The sequence below is a fragment of the Allobosea sp. 05L423 genome, from assembly GCF_056397745.1.
In genome coordinates this window covers 165,306-185,834 of the sequence record NZ_JBFTOA010000011.1, presented here as the reverse complement: position 1 = coordinate 185,834, position 20,529 = coordinate 165,306, and the positions used below count along the sequence as shown (strand labels likewise).

Below are 20,529 nucleotides of genomic sequence, written 5' to 3'. Positions count from 1 at the left end.
GCGCGGGCGGGCGAAGGCATGCGCGTCAATGCGGGCCCCACGCCCGTCATTCTCGGGTGACCCGAGGGGGGGCGAGAATCGCGGGCCGGACAAGGCTCCGGGGCCTCCTGTTCGAAGATGCCCGGGCCAAGCCCGGGCATGACGCGAGACGGGGCGACGAGGAACGGGGAGCAGGATCATGACGTGGGAATCCTCGCAGACGCCCGAGCAGGCGCAGTGGGAAGCCGACTACAAGCGGCAGCGCGCCCGCCAGCACCGCATGATCGTCGATGCGCTCAAGGTCTGGTCCTTCTGCCAGCACAAGGCCTGTCGCCGCGGCGGCACCTGCCACAACCCCGATCCGGGCGCCTGCATGCGCGACTTCTTCGCCGCGATGCCCGAGACCGACAAGCAATATCTCCGTCTCGCGATGACGGCGCGCAGCGCCGGGCTCGGCCCCGAGGAGGCCGACCGCGAGGCGCGGCGGCGTCTCGACGCGGACGAGCAGGCGAGAACGAAAACCCCGCAGCCGGCGCCACCGCCCGCATCCACGCCGCCGGCGGCCGTCAAGGCGAAGCGCGCCGCGCGGCCGCGGCCGCCTTGCGACGAGGCCGCGCATGCCGCGCAGGTGCGGCAGGCGCGGGATGCCGAGCGCGACGGCGCGTTTCTGTCGCGGCCGGGGCGGGCGCTCAGCCCGGCTCGCCGGCGATGACGCCCTTGCGCAGCAGGAAGCAGCCATAGGGGCGGGGATCGCCGACCTGCACCACCGCGAAGGCGCGCCGCGCCGCCTCGTAGAAGGCGAAGCGCTCGATGCCCGCCAGCGGTTCGGAGCGGCCGAGCGCCGCGTCGATCTCGGCCTGCACGGCGCGCTGCACCTCGGGAAGCGCCGCCGCATCCCCCACCACCTCCATGCGCCGGAGCGGCTCCGGCTCGAAATCGTCGATCGGCAGCACCGAGAGGACGGCGCGCGCGGCGCGCTGCATCGTCAGGCCGGGCAGGCGGATCAGCCTGCCGCTCGTGGTGGCGCTGGCGATGGTTTCGGCCGGGTGGTTGGCGTCGACCAAAGCGAGGTCGTCGCCATGGCCCATGGCGGCGAGCACCCAGAGCAGATCGGCGGAGAGCACGGGATCGAGGTTCTTCAGCATGGGCGGCGGCCCCTGTTCGTCAGATAGATGCGGGCGGCGTTGCCGCCGAAGAGCGCGGCGCGCTCCGGTTCGGAGAGCGTGGCGGTGAGCCGCTCGGCGGCGGCGCGCCATTGGCCATAGGAGGCGGCGAGCGTCGCGACCGGCCAGTCGCTGCCCCAGAGCAGGCGCTCCGGGCCGAAGCAGGCGAGGAGATGCGCGACGGCCGGTGCCAGCGCCGCGTCGGTCCAGCCCGGCCCGGCTTCGGTGACGAGGCCGGAGAGCTTGCAGGCGGTGTTCGGCCGGGCCGCCAGCGCCGCTATGCCGCCGCGCCAGTCGGAGAGGTCGGCGCCGGCGAGATCCGGCTTGGCGCCGTGGTCGATGACGACGGGCAGTTCCGTCTCGCGCTCCAGCAGGGTGAGGAGGGCCGGGATCTGCGGCGGCTTGACCAGCGCGTCGAAGACGAGGCCGTGCTGCTTCAGCGCCGCGAAGGCGGGGGCGAGCTCGGGCCGCGCGAGCCAGTGCGGATCGGCAATGTCCTGCACCATCGGGCGCAGGCCCACCAGCAGTGGGTCCGCCGCCAGCGCGGCGATGCGGGCGGGGGCATCCGGCGCCTCGAAATCCGCCCAGCCGACCACCCCGGCGACGAAGGGGGTGGCGGCGGCGAGGTCGAGCAGGAAGCGCGTCTCGGCTTCGGTCGGTGCGGCCTGGACCAGGATGGTGGAGGCGATGTCGTGTTCGGCAAGATGCGGAGCAAGGTCGGCGGGCTCGAAATCGCGGTAGATCGGCTTCAGGGCTGGCGTCAGCCAGCCATAGTCGCCACGGGCGAGCCGCCAGAAATGCTGGTGGGAATCGATGCGGGGCGGGCTCGTCACGGGGCGGCTCTCGCGGATTCAAGCGGATGCACGGGGCGGTATGACGACACTATGTGCACGCCAACATGTTAGCTTGCAACCGGCCTGAAAGAAGAATAGCGTCCTGCCCGATCGCGGAAGATCGAGGCGATATCCGCCTCATGCTCCGCGCGACATCAAAGGCCCGAAACGGGCCGTATTCAAGTCCTGGGGAGGACGCCGATGACCGACAGCATTCTCAAGCCGACCCGTCGTGTTCTGCTGGGTGGCGCGGCCGCCGCACTCGCCTCGCCGCTGGTGCTGCGGAAGGCGCAGGCGCAGGGAGCGTTCGACTGGAAGAAGTTCTCCGGCCAGTCGATCGACGTGCTGCTGGTCAAGAACCCGCGCTCCGACCTGATGCAGCAGGCGGAGAAGGAGTTCACCGAGCTCACCGGCATCAAGGTCTCGTCCGAGCAGGTGCCGGAGCAGCAGCAGCGCCAGAAGGCGGTGATCGAGTTCGCCTCGGGCAAGCCGAGCTTCGACGTCAGCGGCATCTCGCTCCATGTCCAGAAGCGCATGGCGGCCAAGGGCAAGTGGTTCGAGAACCTCGATCCCTACATCAAGAACGCCGCGCTGACCGCTCCGGATTTCGACTTCGCCGATTTCGGGGCCGGCCCGGTCGCCTATGCGCGGCAGGCCGACGGGGCGCTCGATACGATCCCGTTCTTCGTCGATTACTGGATGGTCTACTACAACAGGGAGCTCTTCGACGCGAAGGGCGTGGCCTACCCGAAGACGATGGAGGAGATGTTCACCGTCGCACAGAAGCTGCACGATCCCGCCAAGGGCATCGCCGGCTTCGTCTCGCGCGGCCTGAAGAACGCCAACGTCCCGGTCTGGACATCGCTGATGCTCGGACAGGGCATGGAGACGACCTCGCCGGAGGGCAAGCTGCTCACCGATACGCCGGAGGCGATCTGGGCGGCCGATCTCTATCGCAAGCTCAACAAGGAGACGGGTCCTGCCGGGCAGGTCGGCTTCAACTGGAACGAGTGCCAGACCACCTTCATGCAGGGCCGCGCCGCGATGTGGCTCGACGGCATCGGCTTTGCCACGCCGCTGGAGGACCCGTCGAAGTCGCGCATCGTCGGCAAGGTCGGCTATGGCGTGACGCCGCCTGGGCCGAAGGCACATCACGCCGGCATGTTCGCCGACGGCATGGGCATCTCGCGCGGCTCCTCGAAGAAGGAGGCAGCCTGGCTCTACCTCCAGTTCATGACCAACAAGAAGAACCAGATCGCGATGCTCAAGGCCGGCGCCGGCGCGCCCGGCCGTTCCTCGGCCTATCTCGACACCGAGACGATCCAGCAGTCGAAGTTCGGCAAGCAGTATTTCGAGTGCCTGCTCGCTTCGGCCAAGATCGCGCGGGCCGGCTTGCCGCAGATCGTCCCGGTGACCGAGTTCCGCGACGTCTTCGGCGTGGCGCTGACCAATGCGATCGGCGGGGCGGATGTCGCGGCCGAACTCAAGAAGGCGACCGAGACTTTCGCTCCGGTGCTCGCCAAGAGCGAGCAGGGGTGAGGGAACGCGCGACGCGGGAGGCGTCATGGTCGGGCTCGTCCCGACCATCGACGTCTTCCTGGATCGCGTACCGTGTTCAAGACGTGGATGCTCGCCGCAAGGGCGAGCATGACGATGGGTTCCCAACGAAGCAGAACGCATGACCAGCACGTCCCTGCCTGCCAGCATCGTCAGCACGACACCTGCGGCCAACGCAGCGGCCTCGGCGGATTTCACGCCGCGCTACTGGCTGTTCTCGCTGCCGGCCGTGCTGGTGATTGCTGCCGTGATCGTCTTCCCCTGGCTGTTCACGCTCTACATGTCCGGCCAGGACTGGAAGATCGGCGGCGGCGTGGAGTTCGTCGGCCTCGGCAATTTCGCCGAGCTGATGAAGGACCAGCGCTTCATCGAGTCGATGGGGCATACGCTGTATTTCACCGTACTGGCCGTGGTCCTGCCGATCGTGTTTGGCACGGCGGCGGCGCTGGTCTTCCACCGCGAGTTCCCGATGCGGGGCCTGCTGCGCACGATCTTCGTCATGCCGATGATGGCGACGCCGGTCGCGGTCGCGCTGGTCTGGACGATGATGTTCCATCCGCAGCTCGGCGTGCTGAACTACCTGCTCTCGCTCGTCGGCATCGGGCCGTCCGGCTGGGTCTACGAGCCGTCGACGGTGATCCCGACGCTGGTGATGGTCGAGGTCTGGCACTGGACGCCGCTGGTGATGCTGATCGTGCTCGGAGGATTGGCCGGGCTGCCGCGCGAGCCCTACGAGTCCGCGCTGATCGACGGCGCCAATGACTGGCACATGTTCCGGCACATCACGCTGCCGCTGGTCTGGCCCTTCATCATGGTGGCGATCGTGATCCGCACCATCGATGCGCTGAAGGCCTTCGACACGATCTTCGTGATCACGCAGGGCGGGCCGGGCACGGCGTCGGAGACGCTGAACATCTTCCTCTATCTGCAGGCCTTCCAGTTCTACAAGATCGGCTACGCCTCGGCCGTCGTGGTGATCTTCTTCGTCATCATCATCATGCTCTCGCTGCTGCTGCTCTATGCGCGGCAGAAGTCGAAGTGGAACGCGTGATGGGCCTGCTCCCGATCCAGAACGCGCGGTCATCCCGGGCGACCGCAGGGAGACCCGGGATCCATGCCGGAACGCTGGTCCTTCGAGGCTCAGGCATGGATCCCGGGTCTTCGCTTCGCCGCGCCCGGGATGACGGCGAGGGTGTCGTCGGCGGGGGGAGGAATCGCCCATGAACCGCACGCTCAAGAAAGTCGGCTTCTGGGCCTCGGTCTTCGTGCTGGTCTCGCCGGCTGTGCTGGTCTTCCTCTGGATGATCTCGCTGTCGCTCAAGAACGAGCTCGACAACACCGCCTTCCCGCCGATCTTCATCCCCAATCCGCCGACGCTGAAGAACTATGTCGACGTCTTCGCCCAGAACAATTTCGGGCTCTATCTCTGGAACTCGATCCTGGTCACGGGCGGTGCGGTGCTGCTCGGGCTGATCGTCGGCGTGCCGGCCGGCTACGGCATCGCGCGCGGCAAGGCGCATAAATTCGCGGTGCTGATCCTGGTCGCGCGGATGACGCCGGCCCTGTCCTACCTGATCCCGCTCTTCCTGTTGTTCCAGATCACGGGATTGGTGGGTTCGATCACGGCGCTGGTCATCACCCATCTCGTCATCACCATCCCGATCATCGTCTGGATCATGATCGGCTATTTCGAGAACGTGCCGATGGAGCTGGAGGATGCCTCGCGCATCGACGGCGCGACGAGCTGGCAGGCCTTCCGCCATGTCGCGCTGCCCCTGGCGAAGCCCGGTATCGTCGTCGGCGGCATCCTCGCCTTCATCTTCTCCTGGAACAATTTCATCTTCTCGGTGGTGCTCGGCGGTAAGGGGAGCCGGACGCTGCCTTCGGCCGTCTACAATTCGCTGACCTTCGAGCAGATCTCCTGGGGGCCGCTGGCGGCAGCGGCGCTGCTGGTCACGCTTCCCGTGCTGATGGTCACCGTGATCGCGCAGCGCCAGATCGTCGCCGGACTTTCGGCCGGGGGCCTCAAGGACGGTTAACTTCGAGGATCGCTTGTGGGCGGTTCTGTCTTCATACTAACATGTCAGTCACCATTCAGCTCTGAAAGTCCCTCACATGGCCACCGACAAGAACCGCTTCGGCCTCTCCTGCGCGATCACGACCCCGATGCGGGAGGGGGGCGCCGTCGACCTGCCGCGCCTCGTCCATCATGCCCGCCATGTCCTGGCTCGTGGCTGCGACTCCGTCACGCTGTTCGGCACGACGGGCGAGGGTGCGGCGCTCGGGCTGCCGGCGCGGACGGCGATGATGGGAGCGCTGATCGGGGCGGGGATCGATCCTGCCAAGCAGATTTATGCCGGCATCGCGGCGGCCTCGTTGCATGAGGCGGTGGAGCAGGCGCAACTGGCGCTCGATGCCGGGGCGAAGGGTTTGCTCGTCGCGCCGCCCTTCTACTTCAAGGGCGTCAGCGACGACGGGCTTTATGCCTGGTTCTCGCAGTTCTTCGAGAAGCTCGGCCCCTCCGCGCGCAACGTCGTGCTCTATCACATCCCGTCGGTGACGGCGGTGGATATCAGCGTCGGGCTGGTGCAGCGGCTGAAGACCGCGTTCCCCGGGCTCGTCGTCGGCGTCAAGGATTCGTCCGGCAGCTATGCCAACACCGAGGCGCTGCTCAAGGCGCATGGCGAACTCGCCATTCTCGTCGGCGACGAGCGCCAGCTCGCCAAGGCGGTGCGCAACGGCGCCGAGGGTACGATCTGCGGCGTCGCCAATCTGGTGCCGGAGCTGCTGCGCCCGATGGTCTACGAGGGCAAGGACAGCCCGGTGGTGAACGCTCTCGTCGACGAGATCTGCTCGCATCCCGTGCTGGCGGCGGTGAAGGCGCTGGTCGGCCATATCCATGGCGATCCCGGCTATGGCGCGATGCGCCCGCCGCTGGAAGCGCTGGACGAGGCGACCCGCAAGCGGCTCTTTGCAGCTTTCGATTCGATCACCCAGGCCAAGGCCGCCTGAGAAGGACGCCGGAAGGAGGGACCGTGAGCCAGCCGGAGCAGGAACCGCGCGAGGGCGAACCGCTGAAGCTGAGGGAGCGCGCCTATGCCTCCTTCACCGAGCGATTGCTGGCGCGCGAGATCAAGCCCGGCCAGTTCGTGACCCAGCGCGAGCTCGTGGCGATGACGGGCTTTCCGCTCGGCGCGATCCGCGAGCTGATCCCGCGGCTGGAGGCGGAGGGACTGATCAAGACCGTGCCGCAGCGCGGCATGCAGGTCGCCCATGTCGACCTCAATCTGATCCGCAACGCCTTCCAGTTCCGCCTCTTCCTCGAGAAGGAGGCGACGGCGCTCTACGCCCGGAACGCCACTGACGCCGAGATCGCCGTGCAGCGCGCGCGACACGAGGCGATCGTGGCCCGGGCGCAGGCCGGCGGCGACGAGCGGCTGATCGAGGACGCGGAGGAGGTCGACCGGCTGATGCATGAGGCGATCATCGATCACCTCGACAACGAGATCGTCAGCCAGGCCTTCCGCGTCACCTGGCTGAAGATCCGGCTGATCCGGCAATACGAGACGCGCATCCACAACAGCATCATCGTGCCGGTGATGCAGGACCATCTCGCCATCATCGCGGCGATCGAGACGCGCGATCCCAATCGCGCGGCCGAGGCGATGGCGGCTCATATCGGCAACGCCCGCACACGGGCGATGCAATACTGACGACAGCAGCACGACGAGCCGGAGAACCGGCCGCGATCAGGGAGGAGCCGTCATCGACATCCACAGCCCTTATCCTGAGGAGCCGCGAAGCGGCGTCTCGAAGGATGATCCAGGAGGCTCCGGAACCATCTGGAGCAGCCTTCGAGACGCAGCCTTCGGCTGCTCCTCAGGATGAGGGTTGTGGTGGCCGGTGCGGCCCGAAACAGGGAGGGAACGACAATGGTGAAACTGACGAAGCGCAGCTTCCTGCAGGGTTCGGCCGCTGCAGGCGCAACTGTCTTCGCGCCCGGCATCCTGCGGGCGCAGCAATTGGTGTTGCGCTGGGCCGATGGCCAGCCGGCGACCCACCCCTCGCCGCAGAGCGCGGTGAAGGCCGGCGCCGAGATCAAGGAAAAGACCGGCGGGCGCGTCGAGATCCAGTCCTTTCCCAACGGGCAGCTCGGCTCCTCGCGCGACATGGTCGAATCCGTCGCGAGCGGCGCCCTGACGATGGTGACCGAGGGCGCCGCGCAACTCGGCCAGTTCGTGCCGCAGCTCTCGATCATCGAGGCGCCCTATATCTGGAAAGATGCGGCGCACATGACGCGCGCGCTGAAGTCGCCGCTGATCGACGAGCTCAACAAGGCGCTGGTCGAGAAGCGCGGCATGCGGATGATCGGCGTCAACTATTACGGCGTGCGCCATCTCACCAGTGGCAAGAAGCCGATCAACTCGGTCGAGGACATGAAGGGCTTCAAGCTGCGCGTGCCGGAGGTCGACACCTTCCGCGCCATGGCGGAAGCCTGGGGTGCACGGCCGACGCCGCTCAACTTCTCGGAGCTCTATCTCGCGCTCTCGCAAGGGGCGGTCGACGGGCAGGAGAATCCCCTGCCGACCATCGCCTCGGCCAAGCTGGCGGAGGTCCAGAAATACCTCGTGCTGACCGCGCATATCATCACGCCGCGGCTCGTGATCGTGAACGAGGCGGCCTGGCAGAAGATCCCGCAGGCCGACCGCGACATCGTCGTGGCCGCCGTCGACAAGGCCGCGACCTGGCAGGACAACGAGATCCTGGAGCAGGAGAAGAGCCTGGCCGACAGCATGGCCAAGGGGGGCATGACGGTGACGAAGCCCGACAACGAGGCCTTCCGCAAGCCGGTGCTGGCGAGCGTGCCGGCGAAGTTCGAGAGCAAATGGGGCAAGGGGCTCTGGGACCGCATCCAGGCGCTGTGAAGGCGTTACCCGGAACCACGCGAGTCATCCCGGACAAGCGGCTTTAGCCGCGCAGATCCGGGATCCATGCCGGAACTTCCACCGGAAATGCTCAGGGATGGATCCCGGGTCTCCGCTTCGCTGCGCCCGGGATGACGCGCGTTTGATCTCCACTGTCGCAAAGGCATCCGCATGACGCGCTGGTCCAGGCTTTTCGACCGCCTGATGGAGGTGATCGCGGCGATCCTCATCGTGGCGCTGCTCGTCGTCGTCACGCTCGGCATCGTCACGCGCGCGCTCGGCGAGCCGCTGATCTGGACCGACGAGGTCTCGCGCTTCCTGATGCTGTGGGTCGCGGTGACAGGGTGGATTCTGGCGAGCCGGCGGCGCGCCCATATCCGCATCCGCTTCTTCCACGACATGCTGCCCGCGCGCAGCTGGCGCTCGGCCGAGGCGATCATGCAGCTCGCGATGATCGTCTTCGGCGGGCTGACCGTCTGGTACGGCGTGCATCTCGTCGAGGCCAACCACGATCTCGAAGCGACGACCGTGCCGCTCTCGATGGGGCTGCTCTACGCGCCGATGGTGCTGGCCGGGATCGTGACGGCGCTGCAGGGGCTCAGCGAATTCGTCGGCAACCTGCGCAACTGGCGGAACTCGCCCCATCCGCCGGTCGCGGTGACGCTGCAGGAGCCGGCGGAATGAGCGCGCTGATCTTCAAGATCTCGGCCGTCTGGCTGCTCTCGATCCTGGCCGGCTTCCCGCTCTTCGCCTCGATGGGGCTGGCCGCCTTCGCCTTCGTGCTGATCGGCGACTTCTCGGCCTCGATCGTGCCGCAGAAGATGGCGCAGGCGATGAACTCCTTCCCGATCGTCGCGGCGCCGCTCTTCATCCTGATGGGCAACATCCTCGCGGCGGCGCGCATCACCGACCGCATCGTCGAATTCGCGACGGCGGTGATCGGCTGGCTGCGCGGCGGCTATGCCCACGCCTCGATCATGACCAGCATGATCTTCGCCGGCATGGTCGGCTCGGCGGTGGCCGATGCCGCGGGCTCGGGCGCCATCGAGATCCGGGCCATGCGCAAAGCCGGCTATCGGCCGGAGACGGCGGCGGCGATCACCGCTGCGGCGGCGACGATCGGGCCGATCATCCCGCCTTCGCTGCCGATGGTGATCTACGGCGTGACGGCGGACGTCTCGATCGGACGGCTCTTCATCGGCGGTGTCATTCCCGGCGTGCTGATGGGGCTGTCGCTGATGGTCATGGTCGCGATGATCGCCAAGCGCCAAGGCTTCCGGAAGGAGAAGTTCAAGGGCTTTCGCGAGATCGGCCGGACCTTCTTCAGTGGCTTCTTCGCGCTGATGACCCCGCCGCTGATCCTGGGCGGCATGTTCTCCGGCATCTTCACGCCGACGGAGGCCGCGGCCGTCGCCTGCCTCTACGCCCTCTTCCTCGGCTTCTTCGTCTACCGCACGCTGGAAGTGAAGCAGCTCTGGCCGATCCTGATCGACACGGTCGAGACCATGGGGCTCGTCGCCGTGCTGGTGATGGCGGCGGGTGCGCTCGGCTGGTGCATGTCGATCTCGCGCGTGCCGCAGACGCTGACGCCGCTGATCGTCGAGACGATCCAGAACCCGCTCGTCTTCCTGCTCGTCTGCAATCTCATCCTGCTCGTCGTCGGCTGCTTCATGGAGGCGCTGGCCGCGATGCTGATCCTGATCCCGATCCTGGTGCCGGCTGCGAACAGCTTCGGCATCGATCCGGTGCAGTTCGGCATCATCATGATCCTGAACCTGATCCTGGGGACGATCCATCCGCCGATCGGCGTGGTGCTCTTCGTGGTGACGCGCATCGCCAATGTCTCGTTCGAGACGATGTCGAAGGCGATCCTCCCCTGGCTCATACCGCTGCTGGTCGTGCTTGCCGCGATCACGCTCTGGCCGCCGCTGACGACCTGGCTGCCGAACCAGGTGATGGGGCCGTGAGGGCGCAACAGCCGGGAGCCTGATGACTTTGAGCGGGAACCGCGTCGTCATCCCGGGCTTGACCCGGGATCCATGCCGGAGCGCTGCCGATCAGGGTTCAGGCACGGATCCCGGATCTCCGCTTCGCTCCGTCCGGGATGACTTCCGCGTTCCGCGGATCACGCCAGGCTTTACCGGCTCTCCGGCTCGCCGCCATGGTGGAGATAGCGGCCGACGGGGATGACGATCTCCTCGTCCAGCTTGCCGATCGCGGCCTCGTCCTTGTCCGCGTAAGGGATCGCCTTCAGCACATGGCGGATCGCGTTGAGCCTTGCGCGCAGCTTGTCGTTGCTGCGCACGACATGCCAGGGCGCGGCTTCGGTCGAGGTCCGGCCGAGCATCGCGTCGAAGGCGCGCGAATAGTCGTCGAAGCGCGGGATGGCCTCGAAGTCGATCGGCGTGAGCTTCCAGCGCTTGAGCGGATCGTGCCAGCGCGCGTGCAGGCGGGTCATCTGCATCTCGCGGCCAATGGTCAGGAACAGCTTGATCAGGCGGATGCCGTCGCGCGCCAGCATGCCCTCGAAGACGGGGGCCTCGTGCAGAAAGCTCTCGGTCTCGTCCGGCGTGCAGAAACCCATGACGCGCTCGACACCCGCCCGGTTGTACCAGGAGCGGTCGAAGAAGACGAGTTCGCCGGCCGTCGGCATCTCGCTGGCATAGCGCTGGAAATACCATTGGCCCTTCTCGGTGTCGGAGGGCTTCGGCAGCGCGACAGTGCGAGCCTGGCGCGGATTGAGATGCTGGGTGAAGCGGCCGATGGTGCCGCCCTTGCCGGCGCCGTCGCGGCCTTCGAAGACGATGACGATGCGCTCGCCATGCTTGGAGGCCCAGCGCGTCAGCTTCTGCAACTCGATCTGGAGCAGCTCGAGCTCGCGATTGTAGCGCTTGCGCTTCATCCGCTTGCCATAGGGATAGTCGCCGCTGTGATAGGCGGCATCGATGATGGCTTCCGGCAGCGTGTCGGCCTCGATGTCGAAACCCTTGAGCTTGGGGGACACGGGACGGGCCTTCGCCGGTTTGGCGCTCTCGCCCGCGGACAGCGCGATCGGCGCGTTGGCGTTCGAACCCGAGAATTTCTTTGCCATCGCTGCCTCCTCTTCGGGCAAAGCCTAGCCGGCTGACGTGCGGAAGGGAATTGACGCCTCTCCTTCTTCCGCCCAAGGAAGGGCAGGCCGGCTGGTGCCGGCTCGTTCCGAGCGCTCCATGGCCGACATTGCCCCTTCCTCTCCTGCGACGATGCAGACCATGATCGAGGCGCTCGGCGTCCCCGTGGTGCTGCTCGACGAGCAGGGCATCGCCCAGGCGCTCAGCCCTGCGATGCGCGCGCTTGTTCCGGGGCTCGAGATCGGCAAGTTCCTGGCACTGGTGCTGCGCGACCCGGACCTCAACGATGCGATCGAGCAGGTCGCGCATGAGGGCGGGCGCGACACCGTCGAGCTCGTCGAACGGGTGCCGTTCGAGCGTGCCTTCCGCATCCACATCGCGGCGCTGGGCGGCGGAAGGCGGCGGCCGACGCTGCTCACCTTCCAGGATCTCAGCGAGCAGCGGGTGATCGAGCGGATGCGCGTCGATTTCGTCGCCAATGCCAGCCATGAGCTGCGCACGCCGCTGGCCTCGCTGCTCGGCTTCGTCGAGACGTTGCAGGGGCCGGCGCGCAACGACGAGCGCGCGCGGGAGCGCTTCCTCGGCATCATGCGCGAGCAGGGGCTGCGCATGGCGCGTCTCGTCGACGATCTTCTCTCGCTCTCGCGTATCGAGCAGCGCGCTCACGTCGCGCCCGACACGCCGGTCGACCTCGCCGGCATCGCGCGCGAAATCGTCGACTCGCTCACATTGATGGCGCGCGAGCGCGAGGTCACACTGGCGCTCACCACGCCGCGCGAGCCGCTGCTGGTCCCCGGCGACCGCGACGAATTGCTACGACTGATGGAGAACCTCGTCGAGAACGCCATCAAATACGGCAAGCAGGGCGGCGAGGTGAAGATCACCGTCGAGGCCGGCGAGGATGAGGCCAGCTTCCACGTTCGCGACGATGGGCCGGGGATTGCGCCGGAGCATCTGCCGCGCCTGACCGAGCGCTTCTACCGTGTCGACACCGCCGCCAGCCGCGAGGCGGGCGGCACGGGCCTGGGGCTGGCTATCGTCAAGCACATCGTGCTGCGCCATCGCGGCAGGCTGACGATCGAAAGCAAGCCGGGCGAGGGGGCGACCTTCAAGGCGATACTGCCGCGTTTCGAGGCCCAGCGCGCAGGCCGCTGAGCCGCCGCTTCAACGGCTTTGTGACAGTTTTCATGACGACGTGTCATCCGGCTGTCATATAGGGGGTGTTCTGACAGGGGAGCTGTCAACAGCGACCCAGAGAGGACATCTCAATGCGCAAGATTCTCGTTCTCGCGGCCGTAGCCGTCGGGATCGCCGGTTCCGCCCAGGCTGCCGACATCACCGGCGCCGGCGCGACCTTCCCCTTCCCGATCTATTCGAAATGGGCCGAGGCCTACAAGAAGGACACCGGCACGGGCCTGAACTACCAGTCGATCGGCTCGGGCGGCGGCATCCGCCAGATCAAGGCGAAGACCGTCGCCTTCGGCGCGACCGACGCTCCGCTCAAGGGCGAGGACCTCAGCAAGGACGGCCTGATCCAGTTCCCGACCGTGATGGGCGGCGTCGTTCCGGCCGTGAACATCGCCGGCGTCGAGCCGGGCAAGCTCAAGCTCTCGGGCGACATCATCGCGCAGATCTATCTGGGTGACATCAAGAAGTGGAACGACCCGAAGATCGTGGCGCTCAACGCCGGTCTCGCCCTGCCGGACGCCAACATCAACCCGGTCTATCGCTCGGACGGCTCGGGCACGACCTTCGTGTTCACCGACTACCTCTCCAAGGTCTCGGCCGACTGGAAGTCCAAGATCGGCGCCAACCAGTCGGTCCAGTGGCCGGTCGGCATCGGCGGCAAGGGCAACGAAGGCGTCTCCGCCTCGGTCAAGCAGGTCGCCAACTCGATCGGCTATGTCGAGTACGCCTATGCCAAGCAGAACAAGCTCGCCCACGCCCTGGTGAAGAACGCCGACGGCAACTTCCCGGCTCCTGAGGAGAAGGCCTTCCAGGCAGCCGCCGCCAATGCCAACTGGCAGGAGCAGCCGGGCTTCGGCATCTCGCTCAACAACCAGAAGGGCGCGGATGCCTGGCCGATCACCTCGGCGACCTTCATCCTGGTCCATGCCAAGCCGGAGAAGCCGGAAGAGGTGCAGGCCGCGCTGAAGTTCTTCGACTGGGCCTACAAGAGCGGCGACAAGCTGGCGAGCGAGCTCGATTACGTCGCCCTGCCGTCGACCGTGAAGGATCAGGTCCGCAACGCCTGGAAGGGCGTGACCGACACCGCCGGCAAGCCGATCTTCTGATCGCTGCCAGCGACAAGGTGAGGCGGGCCAGTCCCGCCTCACCGATACATGCAGCCCTCATCCTGAGGAGCCGCGGTATGCGGCGTCGCGAAGGATGATCCAGAGCGCACTGGAGCCTCCTTCGGGACGCTCCTGCGGAGCGCTCCTCAGGATGAGGGCTGAGGTTGATCGGAGTCGGGTGACCGGCTGCAGGCAACCTCTGCCACGACACCGGAGCCTCCGCGGATGACCGCAGCAACCGACATGACGAGCATCCCCGGCGCGAGGCCGGCCGCCCGCAAGACGCCGAAGGCGGGGTTCGACCTCTTCTTCCGCAATGCCAGCTTCGCGGCGGCGCTGCTCGTGCTGGTGCTGCTCGCCGGCATCATGATCTCGATGATCATCGGCGGCTGGCCGGCCTTCCGCGAGTTCGGCCTCGGTTTCATCACCTCCAGCGTCTGGGATACGCAGAACGAGCAGTACGGCGCCTGGCCGGCCATCGTCGGCACGCTTTCGACGGCGTTGATCGCGCTGGCGATCGGCGTGCCGCTTTCGCTCGGCATCGCAGTCTACCTGACCCAACTGGCGCCGGGCTGGTTCAAGAAACCGGTCGCCACCGCGATCGAGCTGCTCGCCGCCGTGCCCTCGATCATCTACGGCATGTGGGGCCTGTTCGTCTTCGTGCCGCTCTTTGCGGCCTATGTGCAGATCCCGCTCTCGAACATCGTCGAGGGCATGCCGGTCGTCGGCACCATCCTCTATTCACGCTCGCCCTCGGGCCTCGGCATCTTCACCGCCGGCCTGATCCTGGCCTTCATGATCGTGCCGTTCATCGCCTCGATCACCCGCGACATGCTGGAGCAGATCCCCTCCGTGCTCCGCGAAAGCGCCTACGGCATCGGGGCGACGACATGGGAGGTCGTGCGCCACGTGCTGGTGCCGCAGGCCGGCGTCTCGATCATCGGCGCGATCATGCTCGGCCTCGGCCGCGCGCTCGGCGAAACGATGGCGGTCACCTTCGTCGTCGGCAACGCCAACCGCCTGTCGGCCTCGATCCTCGATCCCGGCTCGACCATCGCCTCGCGCATCGCCAACGAATTCAACGAGGCGATGGGCCTGCAGCTCAACGCGCTGATCGCGCTGGGCTGCATCCTGTTCTTCGTCACCTTCGTCGTCCTCGTCATCGCGCGGCTGCTGGTCGCCCGCGTCAAGCGCTACTGAGGTCTTTCGTCCATGACCATGACGACCACGCCCCGCGAGCTGCCGCACACCCCCTGGGGGCGCGTGCGCCAGTCCCGCCGCACCGCCGACCGGCTGATGAAGATCATCGCGACCGGCTTCACCTTCTGCGCCATCTTCGTGCTGTTCTGGATCCTCGGCATGCTGCTGGTGAAGGGCATCGGCGGCCTCTCGCTCGCCACCTTCACCGCGGTCACTCCCGGCCCGGGCACGGAAGGCGGCGGCCTCGCCAACGCCATCGTCGGCTCCTTCGTGCTGACCTTCCTCGGCATTGCCATCGCAACCCCGATCGGGGTTCTCGCGGGCACCTGGCTCGCCGAATACGGCAGGGGTTCCAAGCTCGCGCACCTGATCCGCTTCATCAACGACATCCTGCTCTCGGCGCCGTCGATCCTGATCGGCCTGTTCGTCTACGTCATCCTGGTCGAGCCCTTCCGCGGCTACTCCGGCTGGGCCGGCGGCGTCGCGCTCGGCATCATCGCGATCCCGGTCATCGTGCGCACCACCGAGGACATGCTGAACCTCGTCCCCGGCCCGCTGCGCGAGGCGGGGGCCGCGCTGGGCGCGCCGCCTTCGGTCGTCATCACCTCCGTGACCTGGCGTGCGGCGAAGGCCGGCATGATGACGGGCATCCTGCTGGCGCTCGCCCGCATCGCCGGCGAGACGGCGCCGCTGCTCTTCACGGCTCTGAACAACAATTTCTGGTTCTCGCCCTCGCTCGCCGGCGGCGTCTCGAACCTGCCCGTCACGATCTATCAGTTCGCCTCCGCTCCCTACGAGAACTGGCAGCAGCTCGCCTGGGCGGGATCGCTGATCATCACGGTCTCGATCCTGCTGCTTTCGCTCATTGCCCGCCGCGTCGTCGCTGGCGGCAAATAAGACTTGAATCCAACCCGGTCGCGCCCGACCTTGAGGACCATGTCGATGCTTTCGACCCTTGAACTCTCCCCGCAGACGCTCGATGCCGAGGCGCCCGTCCGGATCGCGGTGAAGAACCTCGATTTCTACTACGGCGAGCACCGGGCGCTGAAGAACATCAATCTCGATTTCCGCGACCGGCACGTCACCGCGCTGATCGGCCCTTCCGGCTGCGGCAAGTCGACCCTGCTGCGCATCTTCAACCGGATCTACTCGCTTTATCCCGAGCAGAAGGCCACCGGCGAGATCCTGCTCGACGGCCGCAACATCATCTCCAACGACGTCGACGTGAACGAGCTGCGCTCGCGCGTCGGCATGGTCTTCCAGAAGCCGACGCCCTTCCCGATGTCGATCTACGACAACGTCGCCTTCGGCATCCGCCTCTACGAGAAGCCGCCGAAGTCCGAGCTCGACGACCGTGTCGAGGGGGCGCTGCGCCGTGCCGCGCTGTGGGACGAGGTCAAGGACAAGCTGAAGAGCTCCGGCATGGGCCTCTCCGGCGGCCAGCAGCAGCGCCTGTGCATCGCCCGCACCATCGCGCAGAAGCCGGAAGTGATCCTGTTCGACGAGCCGACCTCCGCGCTCGACCCGATCTCCACCGGCAAGATCGAGGACCTGCTGGAGCAGCTGAAGAGCGACTTCACGATCGCGATCGTGACGCACAACATGCAGCAAGCTGCACGCATCTCGCAGTACACCGCCTTCATGTATCTGGGCGAGGTCATCGAGTTCGCGCCGACCAACACCATCTTCATGAACCCGGCCAAGAAGCAGACGCAGGACTACGTCACCGGCCGGTTCGGCTGAGCCGCGGCAGAGTTCTTTGTTTGTCGCATTTTCTTCGCGCGAACCGGTCCGATTTCGCTTGAAAATGCTTTGAGGATAACGCCATGACCGACCACATCGTCCGCTCCTACGACACCGATCTCGAAGGCATCCGCCGCAGTCTTGCCGAAATGGGCGGCATGGCCGAGCGCATGCTGGGCGACTCCACCGTGGCGCTGGTGCGCCGCGACACCGGCCTCGCCCAGAAGATCATCACCGCCGACCAGCGCCTCGACAACCTGCAGCGGGACGTCGAAGAGAAGGCGGTGCTGACCATCGCCCGGCGCCAGCCGCTCGCGAACGACCTGCGCGAACTGATCTCGGCGATCCGCATCGCGGCCGACATCGAGCGCGTCGGCGATCTCGCCAAGAACATCGCCAAGCGCGCCGTCGCCATCGCCGGCCAGTTCCAGCCGCCGCACCGCGCCGTGGTCGGGCTCGAGCACATCAGCCGCCTGGTGCAGGCGCAACTCAAGGACGTGCTCGACGCCTACGCCGCAGGCAACGAGCAGAAGGCGCTCGAGGTCTGGCGCCGCGACGACGAGATCGACGCGCTCTACACCTCGCTGTTCCGCGAACTCCTGACCTACATGATGGAGGATCCGCGCAACATCACCTTCTGCACGCATCTCCTGTTCTGCGCGAAGAACATCGAGCGCATCGGCGACCACACCACCAACATCGCCGAGACGATCCATTACCTCATCACCGGCGACTCGCTCGACGTGAACCGGCCGAAGCTCGACACGACCAATATCGAAGTCGAGGCGGTCACGGGCAGCTGAGGCGAGGCAAGGAATCATGGCCGCACGCATCCTGATCGTCGAGGACGAGGAGCCGCTGACCCTGCTGCTGCGCTACAATCTCGAAGCCGAGGGCTTCGAGGTGGACAGCGTGGCGCGCGGGGACGATGCGGAGCTTCATCTGCGCGACCACACCCCCGATCTCGTGCTGCTCGACTGGATGCTGCCGGGCCTCTCCGGGATCGAGCTCTGCCGCCGGCTGCGGTCGCGGCGCGACACCGAGCGCGTGCCGATCATCATGCTGACCGCGCGGGGCGAGGAAACCGAGCGCGTGCGCGGGCTCGCGACCGGCGCCGACGACTATGTGGTGAAGCCCTTTTCGTTGCCGGAATTGATCGCGCGCATCCAGGCGCTGCTCCGCCGCGCCAAGCCGGGCCATGTCGCGGGACTGCTTGCCGCCGGCGACCTCGAACTCGACCGCACCACACGGCGCGTCCGCCGCGCCGGCAGCGAGTTGCATCTCGGCCCGACCGAGTTCAGGCTGCTGGAGTTCCTGATGCAGGCGCCCGGCCGCGTCTATTCGCGCGCCCAGCTGCTCGACGCCGTCTGGGGCCGCGACGTCTATATCGACGAGCGCACCGTCGACGTCCATGTCGGCCGGCTGCGCAAGGCGATCACGCCCGCCAATACCAAGGACCCGCTGCGTACCGTGCGCGGCGCCGGCTACGCCTTCGACGAGACTTTTGCGCGCAGCTGAGCGGCGCTCCAGCTCTCCTCCTCATCGCAGCTTACGGTGAGTCTCGCCTGCTCGCTCGCGTTGACCCTGAAAGTCAGCGCGAGCCAGAGGAGGTCGCCATGAGCAAGATGCCGCCAGTCCCGCCGGCCAGTCGAAGCGACAAGGGCCCGGGCGAGCGGGATCATGCCGGGCACGATATGCGCAGCGCTAGGAGGTGGCGAGCGAGCGCCGGCCGGGCCAGCATGACCAGCAGGGCAACACCCGCATCAACACGAGCCATCAGGGTCTGCAGCAGGATCGTTGAGGAGGCTGCCTCATGTCGGCCTCGACCAAGGCGCCGCAAAGCATCCGGCACGGCGGCCCGGGCTCGTCCCATGAGAATGCGAGGAAGTCGCCGGGCATCCGCAAGCCGCCTGCCGACGACGAAACCCGGCAGGTTCGCGTTTCGGGCGGTGGCGGCGAGCGCGACAGCCATCGCTTGCATGATCCGGCCCGCAAGGGTGGCGGCCCCGCGAGAAGCCCCCTACAGGACGATCCCTGAAGGGGCCGGCAGGAGCCTCAGCCCTCTCGGTAGAAGAGGCGGCGCAAGCTGTGCTTGGCCGCTTCCAGCGTCCTGCGCCGCTCGGCCGGCAGGTTCCGGCCGGCGCGGTTGATGTAGAAAGTCAGCATCGACATCGCCGAGCGATAGGGGCTCGACTTGCGGAGCCGGCTGTGTTCAGCCGACCGCTTCAGCGAACGTGCGATCCGTCGCGGATCGCCCTGCTTGAACACCGCCTTCTCAAGATCGAGCGCGTTGCTCCGGGTGGTGATATCGGCCGACCACCTGCGTTTGTGGGCAGTCATGGCGTCCTCCTGTCGGTCAGGCGTTTGGCCCGCCCTCGATGTCACCGGCCCAGGTCAGTGCGGTCTCGTACTCCTCCGGCTTGAAGGTGCGGACGGTCACGAAGGGGATCGCTGGGTTGAGCAGGTCGACGAAGGCGGCAAGCCAGCCCCTGTCGGTGATCACCGCCTCGCGCGGGAAGCGCTGCAGCTCCCAGAGCTTGCCGAGGCTGTAGCGCGCATCCTTCCAGGCGGCAGCCAGGGTCATATCGGTGAAATCGGTGAGGTCGGCGAGGATGCCGACCTTCTCGTGTCGCGCGAGCTTCGCCTCGATATCGGCCATGATCCCATCGAGATCGTCACTGGTCAGCGTCTGCGACAGGCGGTAGGCGCCGACATGGTCCGGGGCAGGCAGAATGGTGAACATGGCTCCTCCTTGCTCCAGACAACGCGGGGCAAGAGCGGAAGTTTCGCCCGATGATCAGGCCGCTGCGGGCGCACGGGTGGCGGCGTCGAACCGGGCCGCTTCGGCGCGCAGCCAGCCGACGAATTCATCGAGGCCGGGGCGTTGCGGCTGGCCAACCGGGAGGGTGAGCCAACAGCCCGTCGCACTGGTGAAGCCGAGGCCGAGCGGGTTGATAAGCGCGCCGGAAGCCAGCTCGTCGGCGACATAGCAGCGCGGCATCAGAGCGACGCCCAGCCCGGCGACGGCGGCGCTGGTGATCACGGAATAGTAGCCGTAACGCACGGTGTGCTCGGGCACCGCGCCGCGCAGGTCGTGGGCCTCGGTGAACTCGGCCCAGAAGGTCGGCATCTGGTAGTGCTGCAGCAGCGTCATCTTCTGGATATCGGCGGCACGACGAAAGCCGCCCATGCGCTCGACCAGGCTCGGCGCGGCGACGAGGGCAACGTCGCGGCCGAAGAGGTAATGCGCCTCCTTGCCGGGCCAGGGCGGGACGCCATGGGCAATGTCGAGATCGGGCTCCTCGGTCTCGCTCTCGCTGACATAGTTGGTGAACTGGACGTCGACGCCGGGATGCGCCGCAGCGAAGGCCGGAAAGCGCGACATCAGCCAGCGCTCGCCGACGATGGCGACCATGTGCAGGCGGATCGGCCGGGCAATGGCGCTGCGCTCGGCGAGGCGCCGGGCGCCCCGCTCCATCTGCTCCAGCGCGGCTTCGGCATAGGGCAGATAGATCGCGCCGGCCTCGGTGAGCTTGAGGCCGAGCGGGCTGCGGTCGAACAGCACGGCACCGAGATGGTGTTCCAGCGACAGGATCTGCTTGGAGACGGCACTCTGCGTCAGGTTGACGACCAGGGCGGCGCGGGCGGTCGAGCCCAGCCTTGCAACCGTGGTGAAAGCTCGCAAAGCGGTCGATGACGGAGGAGGCCGGCCGGCGGCCATGGGG

The 20,529-nt window shown here is 67.0% G+C and carries 23 protein-coding genes; 17 read left to right on the top strand and 6 right to left on the bottom strand.

What is annotated here, in order from left to right:
* Positions 1-178 precede the first annotated feature (178 nt).
* On the top strand, positions 179-691 hold the full coding sequence (locus AC1DNE_RS21555) for a hypothetical protein (RefSeq protein ID WP_441473015.1): 513 nt from the start codon (positions 179-181) through the stop codon (positions 689-691).
* On the opposite strand, the gene AC1DNE_RS21550 is transcribed toward AC1DNE_RS21555, so the two are convergent.
* Positions 669-1,124 carry an RbsD/FucU family protein gene (locus AC1DNE_RS21550; protein ID WP_476765890.1) on the bottom strand — a complete coding sequence of 152 codons (456 nt, stop codon included), beginning with the start codon at positions 1,122-1,124 and terminating at the stop codon, positions 669-671. The two genes, AC1DNE_RS21555 and AC1DNE_RS21550, sit on opposite strands and share 23 nt — an antisense overlap.
* Entirely contained in the window at positions 1,118-1,975 is an 858-nt protein-coding gene (locus AC1DNE_RS21545) for an amidohydrolase family protein (protein WP_441473013.1), read from the bottom strand. The genes AC1DNE_RS21550 and AC1DNE_RS21545 overlap by 7 nt, the downstream gene beginning before the upstream one ends.
* Before the next feature lie 201 nt (positions 1,976-2,176).
* Between AC1DNE_RS21545 and AC1DNE_RS21540 the strand changes: the two genes are divergently transcribed.
* The 8 genes from AC1DNE_RS21540 to AC1DNE_RS21505 all read left to right on the top strand — a co-directional run bounded on the left by AC1DNE_RS21540 (position 2,177) and on the right by AC1DNE_RS21505 (position 10,424).
* On the top strand, positions 2,177-3,514 hold the full coding sequence (locus AC1DNE_RS21540; RefSeq protein ID WP_441473012.1) for an ABC transporter substrate-binding protein: 1,338 nt from the start codon (positions 2,177-2,179) through the stop codon (positions 3,512-3,514).
* A gap of 139 nt (positions 3,515-3,653) precedes the next feature.
* Positions 3,654-4,583, top strand: a complete 930-nt coding sequence (locus tag AC1DNE_RS21535; protein WP_441473011.1) for a carbohydrate ABC transporter permease — start codon at positions 3,654-3,656, stop codon at positions 4,581-4,583.
* 169 nt (positions 4,584-4,752) lie between these two features.
* Entirely contained in the window at positions 4,753-5,571 is an 819-nt protein-coding gene (locus tag AC1DNE_RS21530) for a carbohydrate ABC transporter permease (RefSeq protein WP_441473010.1), read from the top strand.
* 76 nt (positions 5,572-5,647) lie between these two features.
* Positions 5,648-6,544, top strand: a complete 897-nt coding sequence (locus tag AC1DNE_RS21525; RefSeq protein ID WP_441473009.1) for a dihydrodipicolinate synthase family protein — start codon at positions 5,648-5,650, stop codon at positions 6,542-6,544.
* A gap of 23 nt (positions 6,545-6,567) precedes the next feature.
* Positions 6,568-7,245 (top strand): GntR family transcriptional regulator, encoded by a 678-nt coding sequence (locus AC1DNE_RS21520; protein ID WP_441473008.1) that lies wholly within the window; start codon positions 6,568-6,570, stop codon positions 7,243-7,245.
* Positions 7,246-7,464: 219 nt separating this feature from the next.
* The gene (locus AC1DNE_RS21515; protein WP_441473007.1) at positions 7,465-8,457 is read left to right on the top strand and encodes a sialic acid TRAP transporter substrate-binding protein SiaP; all 993 of its coding nucleotides are present in this window, start codon (positions 7,465-7,467) and stop codon (positions 8,455-8,457) included.
* 171 nt (positions 8,458-8,628) lie between these two features.
* Positions 8,629-9,141: a TRAP transporter small permease gene (locus AC1DNE_RS21510; RefSeq protein WP_441473006.1), complete on the top strand. Its 513-nt coding sequence runs from the start codon at positions 8,629-8,631 to the stop codon at positions 9,139-9,141.
* Positions 9,138-10,424 (top strand): TRAP transporter large permease, encoded by a 1,287-nt coding sequence (locus AC1DNE_RS21505; protein WP_441473005.1) that lies wholly within the window; start codon positions 9,138-9,140, stop codon positions 10,422-10,424. Before AC1DNE_RS21510 ends, AC1DNE_RS21505 begins: the two co-directional genes overlap by 4 nt.
* 170 nt (positions 10,425-10,594) lie before the next feature.
* Here AC1DNE_RS21505 and ppk2 read toward each other — a convergent pair whose 3' ends face one another.
* Positions 10,595-11,548 (bottom strand): polyphosphate kinase 2, encoded by a 954-nt coding sequence (gene ppk2 / locus AC1DNE_RS21500; RefSeq protein WP_476765889.1) that lies wholly within the window; start codon positions 11,546-11,548, stop codon positions 10,595-10,597.
* Between the two features lie 118 nt (positions 11,549-11,666).
* Between ppk2 and AC1DNE_RS21495 the strand changes: the two genes are divergently transcribed.
* The 8 genes from AC1DNE_RS21495 to AC1DNE_RS21460 all read left to right on the top strand — a co-directional run bounded on the left by AC1DNE_RS21495 (position 11,667) and on the right by AC1DNE_RS21460 (position 18,842).
* Positions 11,667-12,722, top strand: a complete 1,056-nt coding sequence (locus AC1DNE_RS21495) for an ATP-binding protein (RefSeq protein ID WP_476765888.1) — start codon at positions 11,667-11,669, stop codon at positions 12,720-12,722.
* A gap of 113 nt (positions 12,723-12,835) precedes the next feature.
* Positions 12,836-13,861 (top strand): phosphate ABC transporter substrate-binding protein PstS, encoded by a 1,026-nt coding sequence (pstS, locus tag AC1DNE_RS21490; RefSeq protein WP_441473002.1) that lies wholly within the window; start codon positions 12,836-12,838, stop codon positions 13,859-13,861.
* A 225-nt stretch (positions 13,862-14,086) separates the two neighbouring features.
* Positions 14,087-15,061, top strand: coding sequence for a phosphate ABC transporter permease subunit PstC (gene pstC, locus AC1DNE_RS21485; RefSeq protein ID WP_476765886.1), 975 nt, complete (start codon positions 14,087-14,089; stop codon positions 15,059-15,061).
* Positions 15,062-15,073: 12 nt separating this feature from the next.
* Complete coding sequence (pstA, locus tag AC1DNE_RS21480) at positions 15,074-15,958, top strand: phosphate ABC transporter permease PstA (RefSeq protein WP_441473000.1); 885 nt, start codon at positions 15,074-15,076, stop codon at positions 15,956-15,958.
* A 39-nt stretch (positions 15,959-15,997) separates the two neighbouring features.
* Positions 15,998-16,804 (top strand): phosphate ABC transporter ATP-binding protein PstB, encoded by an 807-nt coding sequence (gene pstB / locus AC1DNE_RS21475; protein WP_441472999.1) that lies wholly within the window; start codon positions 15,998-16,000, stop codon positions 16,802-16,804.
* Between the two features lie 83 nt (positions 16,805-16,887).
* A complete protein-coding gene (gene phoU / locus AC1DNE_RS21470; RefSeq protein WP_441472998.1) occupies positions 16,888-17,607 on the top strand; it encodes a phosphate signaling complex protein PhoU in 720 nt (239 codons plus the stop codon).
* A 16-nt stretch (positions 17,608-17,623) separates the two neighbouring features.
* A complete protein-coding gene (gene phoB, locus AC1DNE_RS21465) occupies positions 17,624-18,322 on the top strand; it encodes a phosphate regulon transcriptional regulator PhoB (RefSeq protein ID WP_265050013.1) in 699 nt (232 codons plus the stop codon).
* 295 nt (positions 18,323-18,617) lie between these two features.
* Positions 18,618-18,842 carry a hypothetical protein gene (locus tag AC1DNE_RS21460; RefSeq protein ID WP_476841183.1) on the top strand — a complete coding sequence of 75 codons (225 nt, stop codon included), beginning with the start codon at positions 18,618-18,620 and terminating at the stop codon, positions 18,840-18,842.
* Between the two features lie 17 nt (positions 18,843-18,859).
* Here the strand turns inward: AC1DNE_RS21460 and AC1DNE_RS21455 are convergent, their stop codons facing one another.
* Genes AC1DNE_RS21455 through AC1DNE_RS21445 form a run of 3 tightly spaced genes read right to left on the bottom strand, consistent with a single transcriptional unit; the run spans position 18,860 to position 20,525 of the window.
* Complete coding sequence (locus tag AC1DNE_RS21455; protein ID WP_441472996.1) at positions 18,860-19,144, bottom strand: DUF3175 domain-containing protein; 285 nt, start codon at positions 19,142-19,144, stop codon at positions 18,860-18,862.
* A gap of 16 nt (positions 19,145-19,160) precedes the next feature.
* On the bottom strand, positions 19,161-19,547 hold the full coding sequence (locus tag AC1DNE_RS21450) for a SpoIIAA family protein (RefSeq protein ID WP_441472995.1): 387 nt from the start codon (positions 19,545-19,547) through the stop codon (positions 19,161-19,163).
* A gap of 54 nt (positions 19,548-19,601) precedes the next feature.
* Positions 19,602-20,525, bottom strand: a complete 924-nt coding sequence (locus AC1DNE_RS21445) for a LysR family transcriptional regulator (protein ID WP_441472994.1) — start codon at positions 20,523-20,525, stop codon at positions 19,602-19,604.
* Positions 20,526-20,529 lie beyond the last annotated feature (4 nt).

Bases quoted from the DNA above. Each gene is read 5' to 3' on its own strand.
- pstB (WP_441472999.1), top strand. From the start codon at position 15,998: ATGTCGATGCTTTCGACCCTTGAACTCTCCCCGCAGACGCTCGATGCC.
- phoB (WP_265050013.1), top strand. From the start codon at position 17,624: ATGGCCGCACGCATCCTGATCGTCGAGGACGAGGAGCCGCTGACCCTG.
- pstS (WP_441473002.1), top strand. From the start codon at position 12,836: ATGCGCAAGATTCTCGTTCTCGCGGCCGTAGCCGTCGGGATCGCCGGT.
- AC1DNE_RS21450 (WP_441472995.1), bottom strand. From the start codon at position 19,547: ATGTTCACCATTCTGCCTGCCCCGGACCATGTCGGCGCCTACCGCCTG.
- AC1DNE_RS21540 (WP_441473012.1), top strand. From the start codon at position 2,177: ATGACCGACAGCATTCTCAAGCCGACCCGTCGTGTTCTGCTGGGTGGC.
- AC1DNE_RS21535 (WP_441473011.1), top strand. From the start codon at position 3,654: ATGACCAGCACGTCCCTGCCTGCCAGCATCGTCAGCACGACACCTGCG.
- AC1DNE_RS21555 (WP_441473015.1), top strand. From the start codon at position 179: ATGACGTGGGAATCCTCGCAGACGCCCGAGCAGGCGCAGTGGGAAGCC.
- AC1DNE_RS21550 (WP_476765890.1), bottom strand. From the start codon at position 1,124: ATGCTGAAGAACCTCGATCCCGTGCTCTCCGCCGATCTGCTCTGGGTG.
- AC1DNE_RS21460 (WP_476841183.1), top strand. From the start codon at position 18,618: ATGTCGGCCTCGACCAAGGCGCCGCAAAGCATCCGGCACGGCGGCCCG.
- AC1DNE_RS21505 (WP_441473005.1), top strand. From the start codon at position 9,138: ATGAGCGCGCTGATCTTCAAGATCTCGGCCGTCTGGCTGCTCTCGATC.
- pstA (WP_441473000.1), top strand. From the start codon at position 15,074: ATGACCATGACGACCACGCCCCGCGAGCTGCCGCACACCCCCTGGGGG.
- AC1DNE_RS21455 (WP_441472996.1), bottom strand. From the start codon at position 19,144: ATGACTGCCCACAAACGCAGGTGGTCGGCCGATATCACCACCCGGAGC.
- AC1DNE_RS21495 (WP_476765888.1), top strand. From the start codon at position 11,667: ATGGCCGACATTGCCCCTTCCTCTCCTGCGACGATGCAGACCATGATC.
- AC1DNE_RS21445 (WP_441472994.1), bottom strand. From the start codon at position 20,525: ATGGCCGCCGGCCGGCCTCCTCCGTCATCGACCGCTTTGCGAGCTTTC.
- AC1DNE_RS21515 (WP_441473007.1), top strand. From the start codon at position 7,465: ATGGTGAAACTGACGAAGCGCAGCTTCCTGCAGGGTTCGGCCGCTGCA.
- pstC (WP_476765886.1), top strand. From the start codon at position 14,087: ATGACCGCAGCAACCGACATGACGAGCATCCCCGGCGCGAGGCCGGCC.
- AC1DNE_RS21525 (WP_441473009.1), top strand. From the start codon at position 5,648: ATGGCCACCGACAAGAACCGCTTCGGCCTCTCCTGCGCGATCACGACC.
- AC1DNE_RS21530 (WP_441473010.1), top strand. From the start codon at position 4,753: ATGAACCGCACGCTCAAGAAAGTCGGCTTCTGGGCCTCGGTCTTCGTG.
- AC1DNE_RS21510 (WP_441473006.1), top strand. From the start codon at position 8,629: ATGACGCGCTGGTCCAGGCTTTTCGACCGCCTGATGGAGGTGATCGCG.
- ppk2 (WP_476765889.1), bottom strand. From the start codon at position 11,548: ATGGCAAAGAAATTCTCGGGTTCGAACGCCAACGCGCCGATCGCGCTG.
- phoU (WP_441472998.1), top strand. From the start codon at position 16,888: ATGACCGACCACATCGTCCGCTCCTACGACACCGATCTCGAAGGCATC.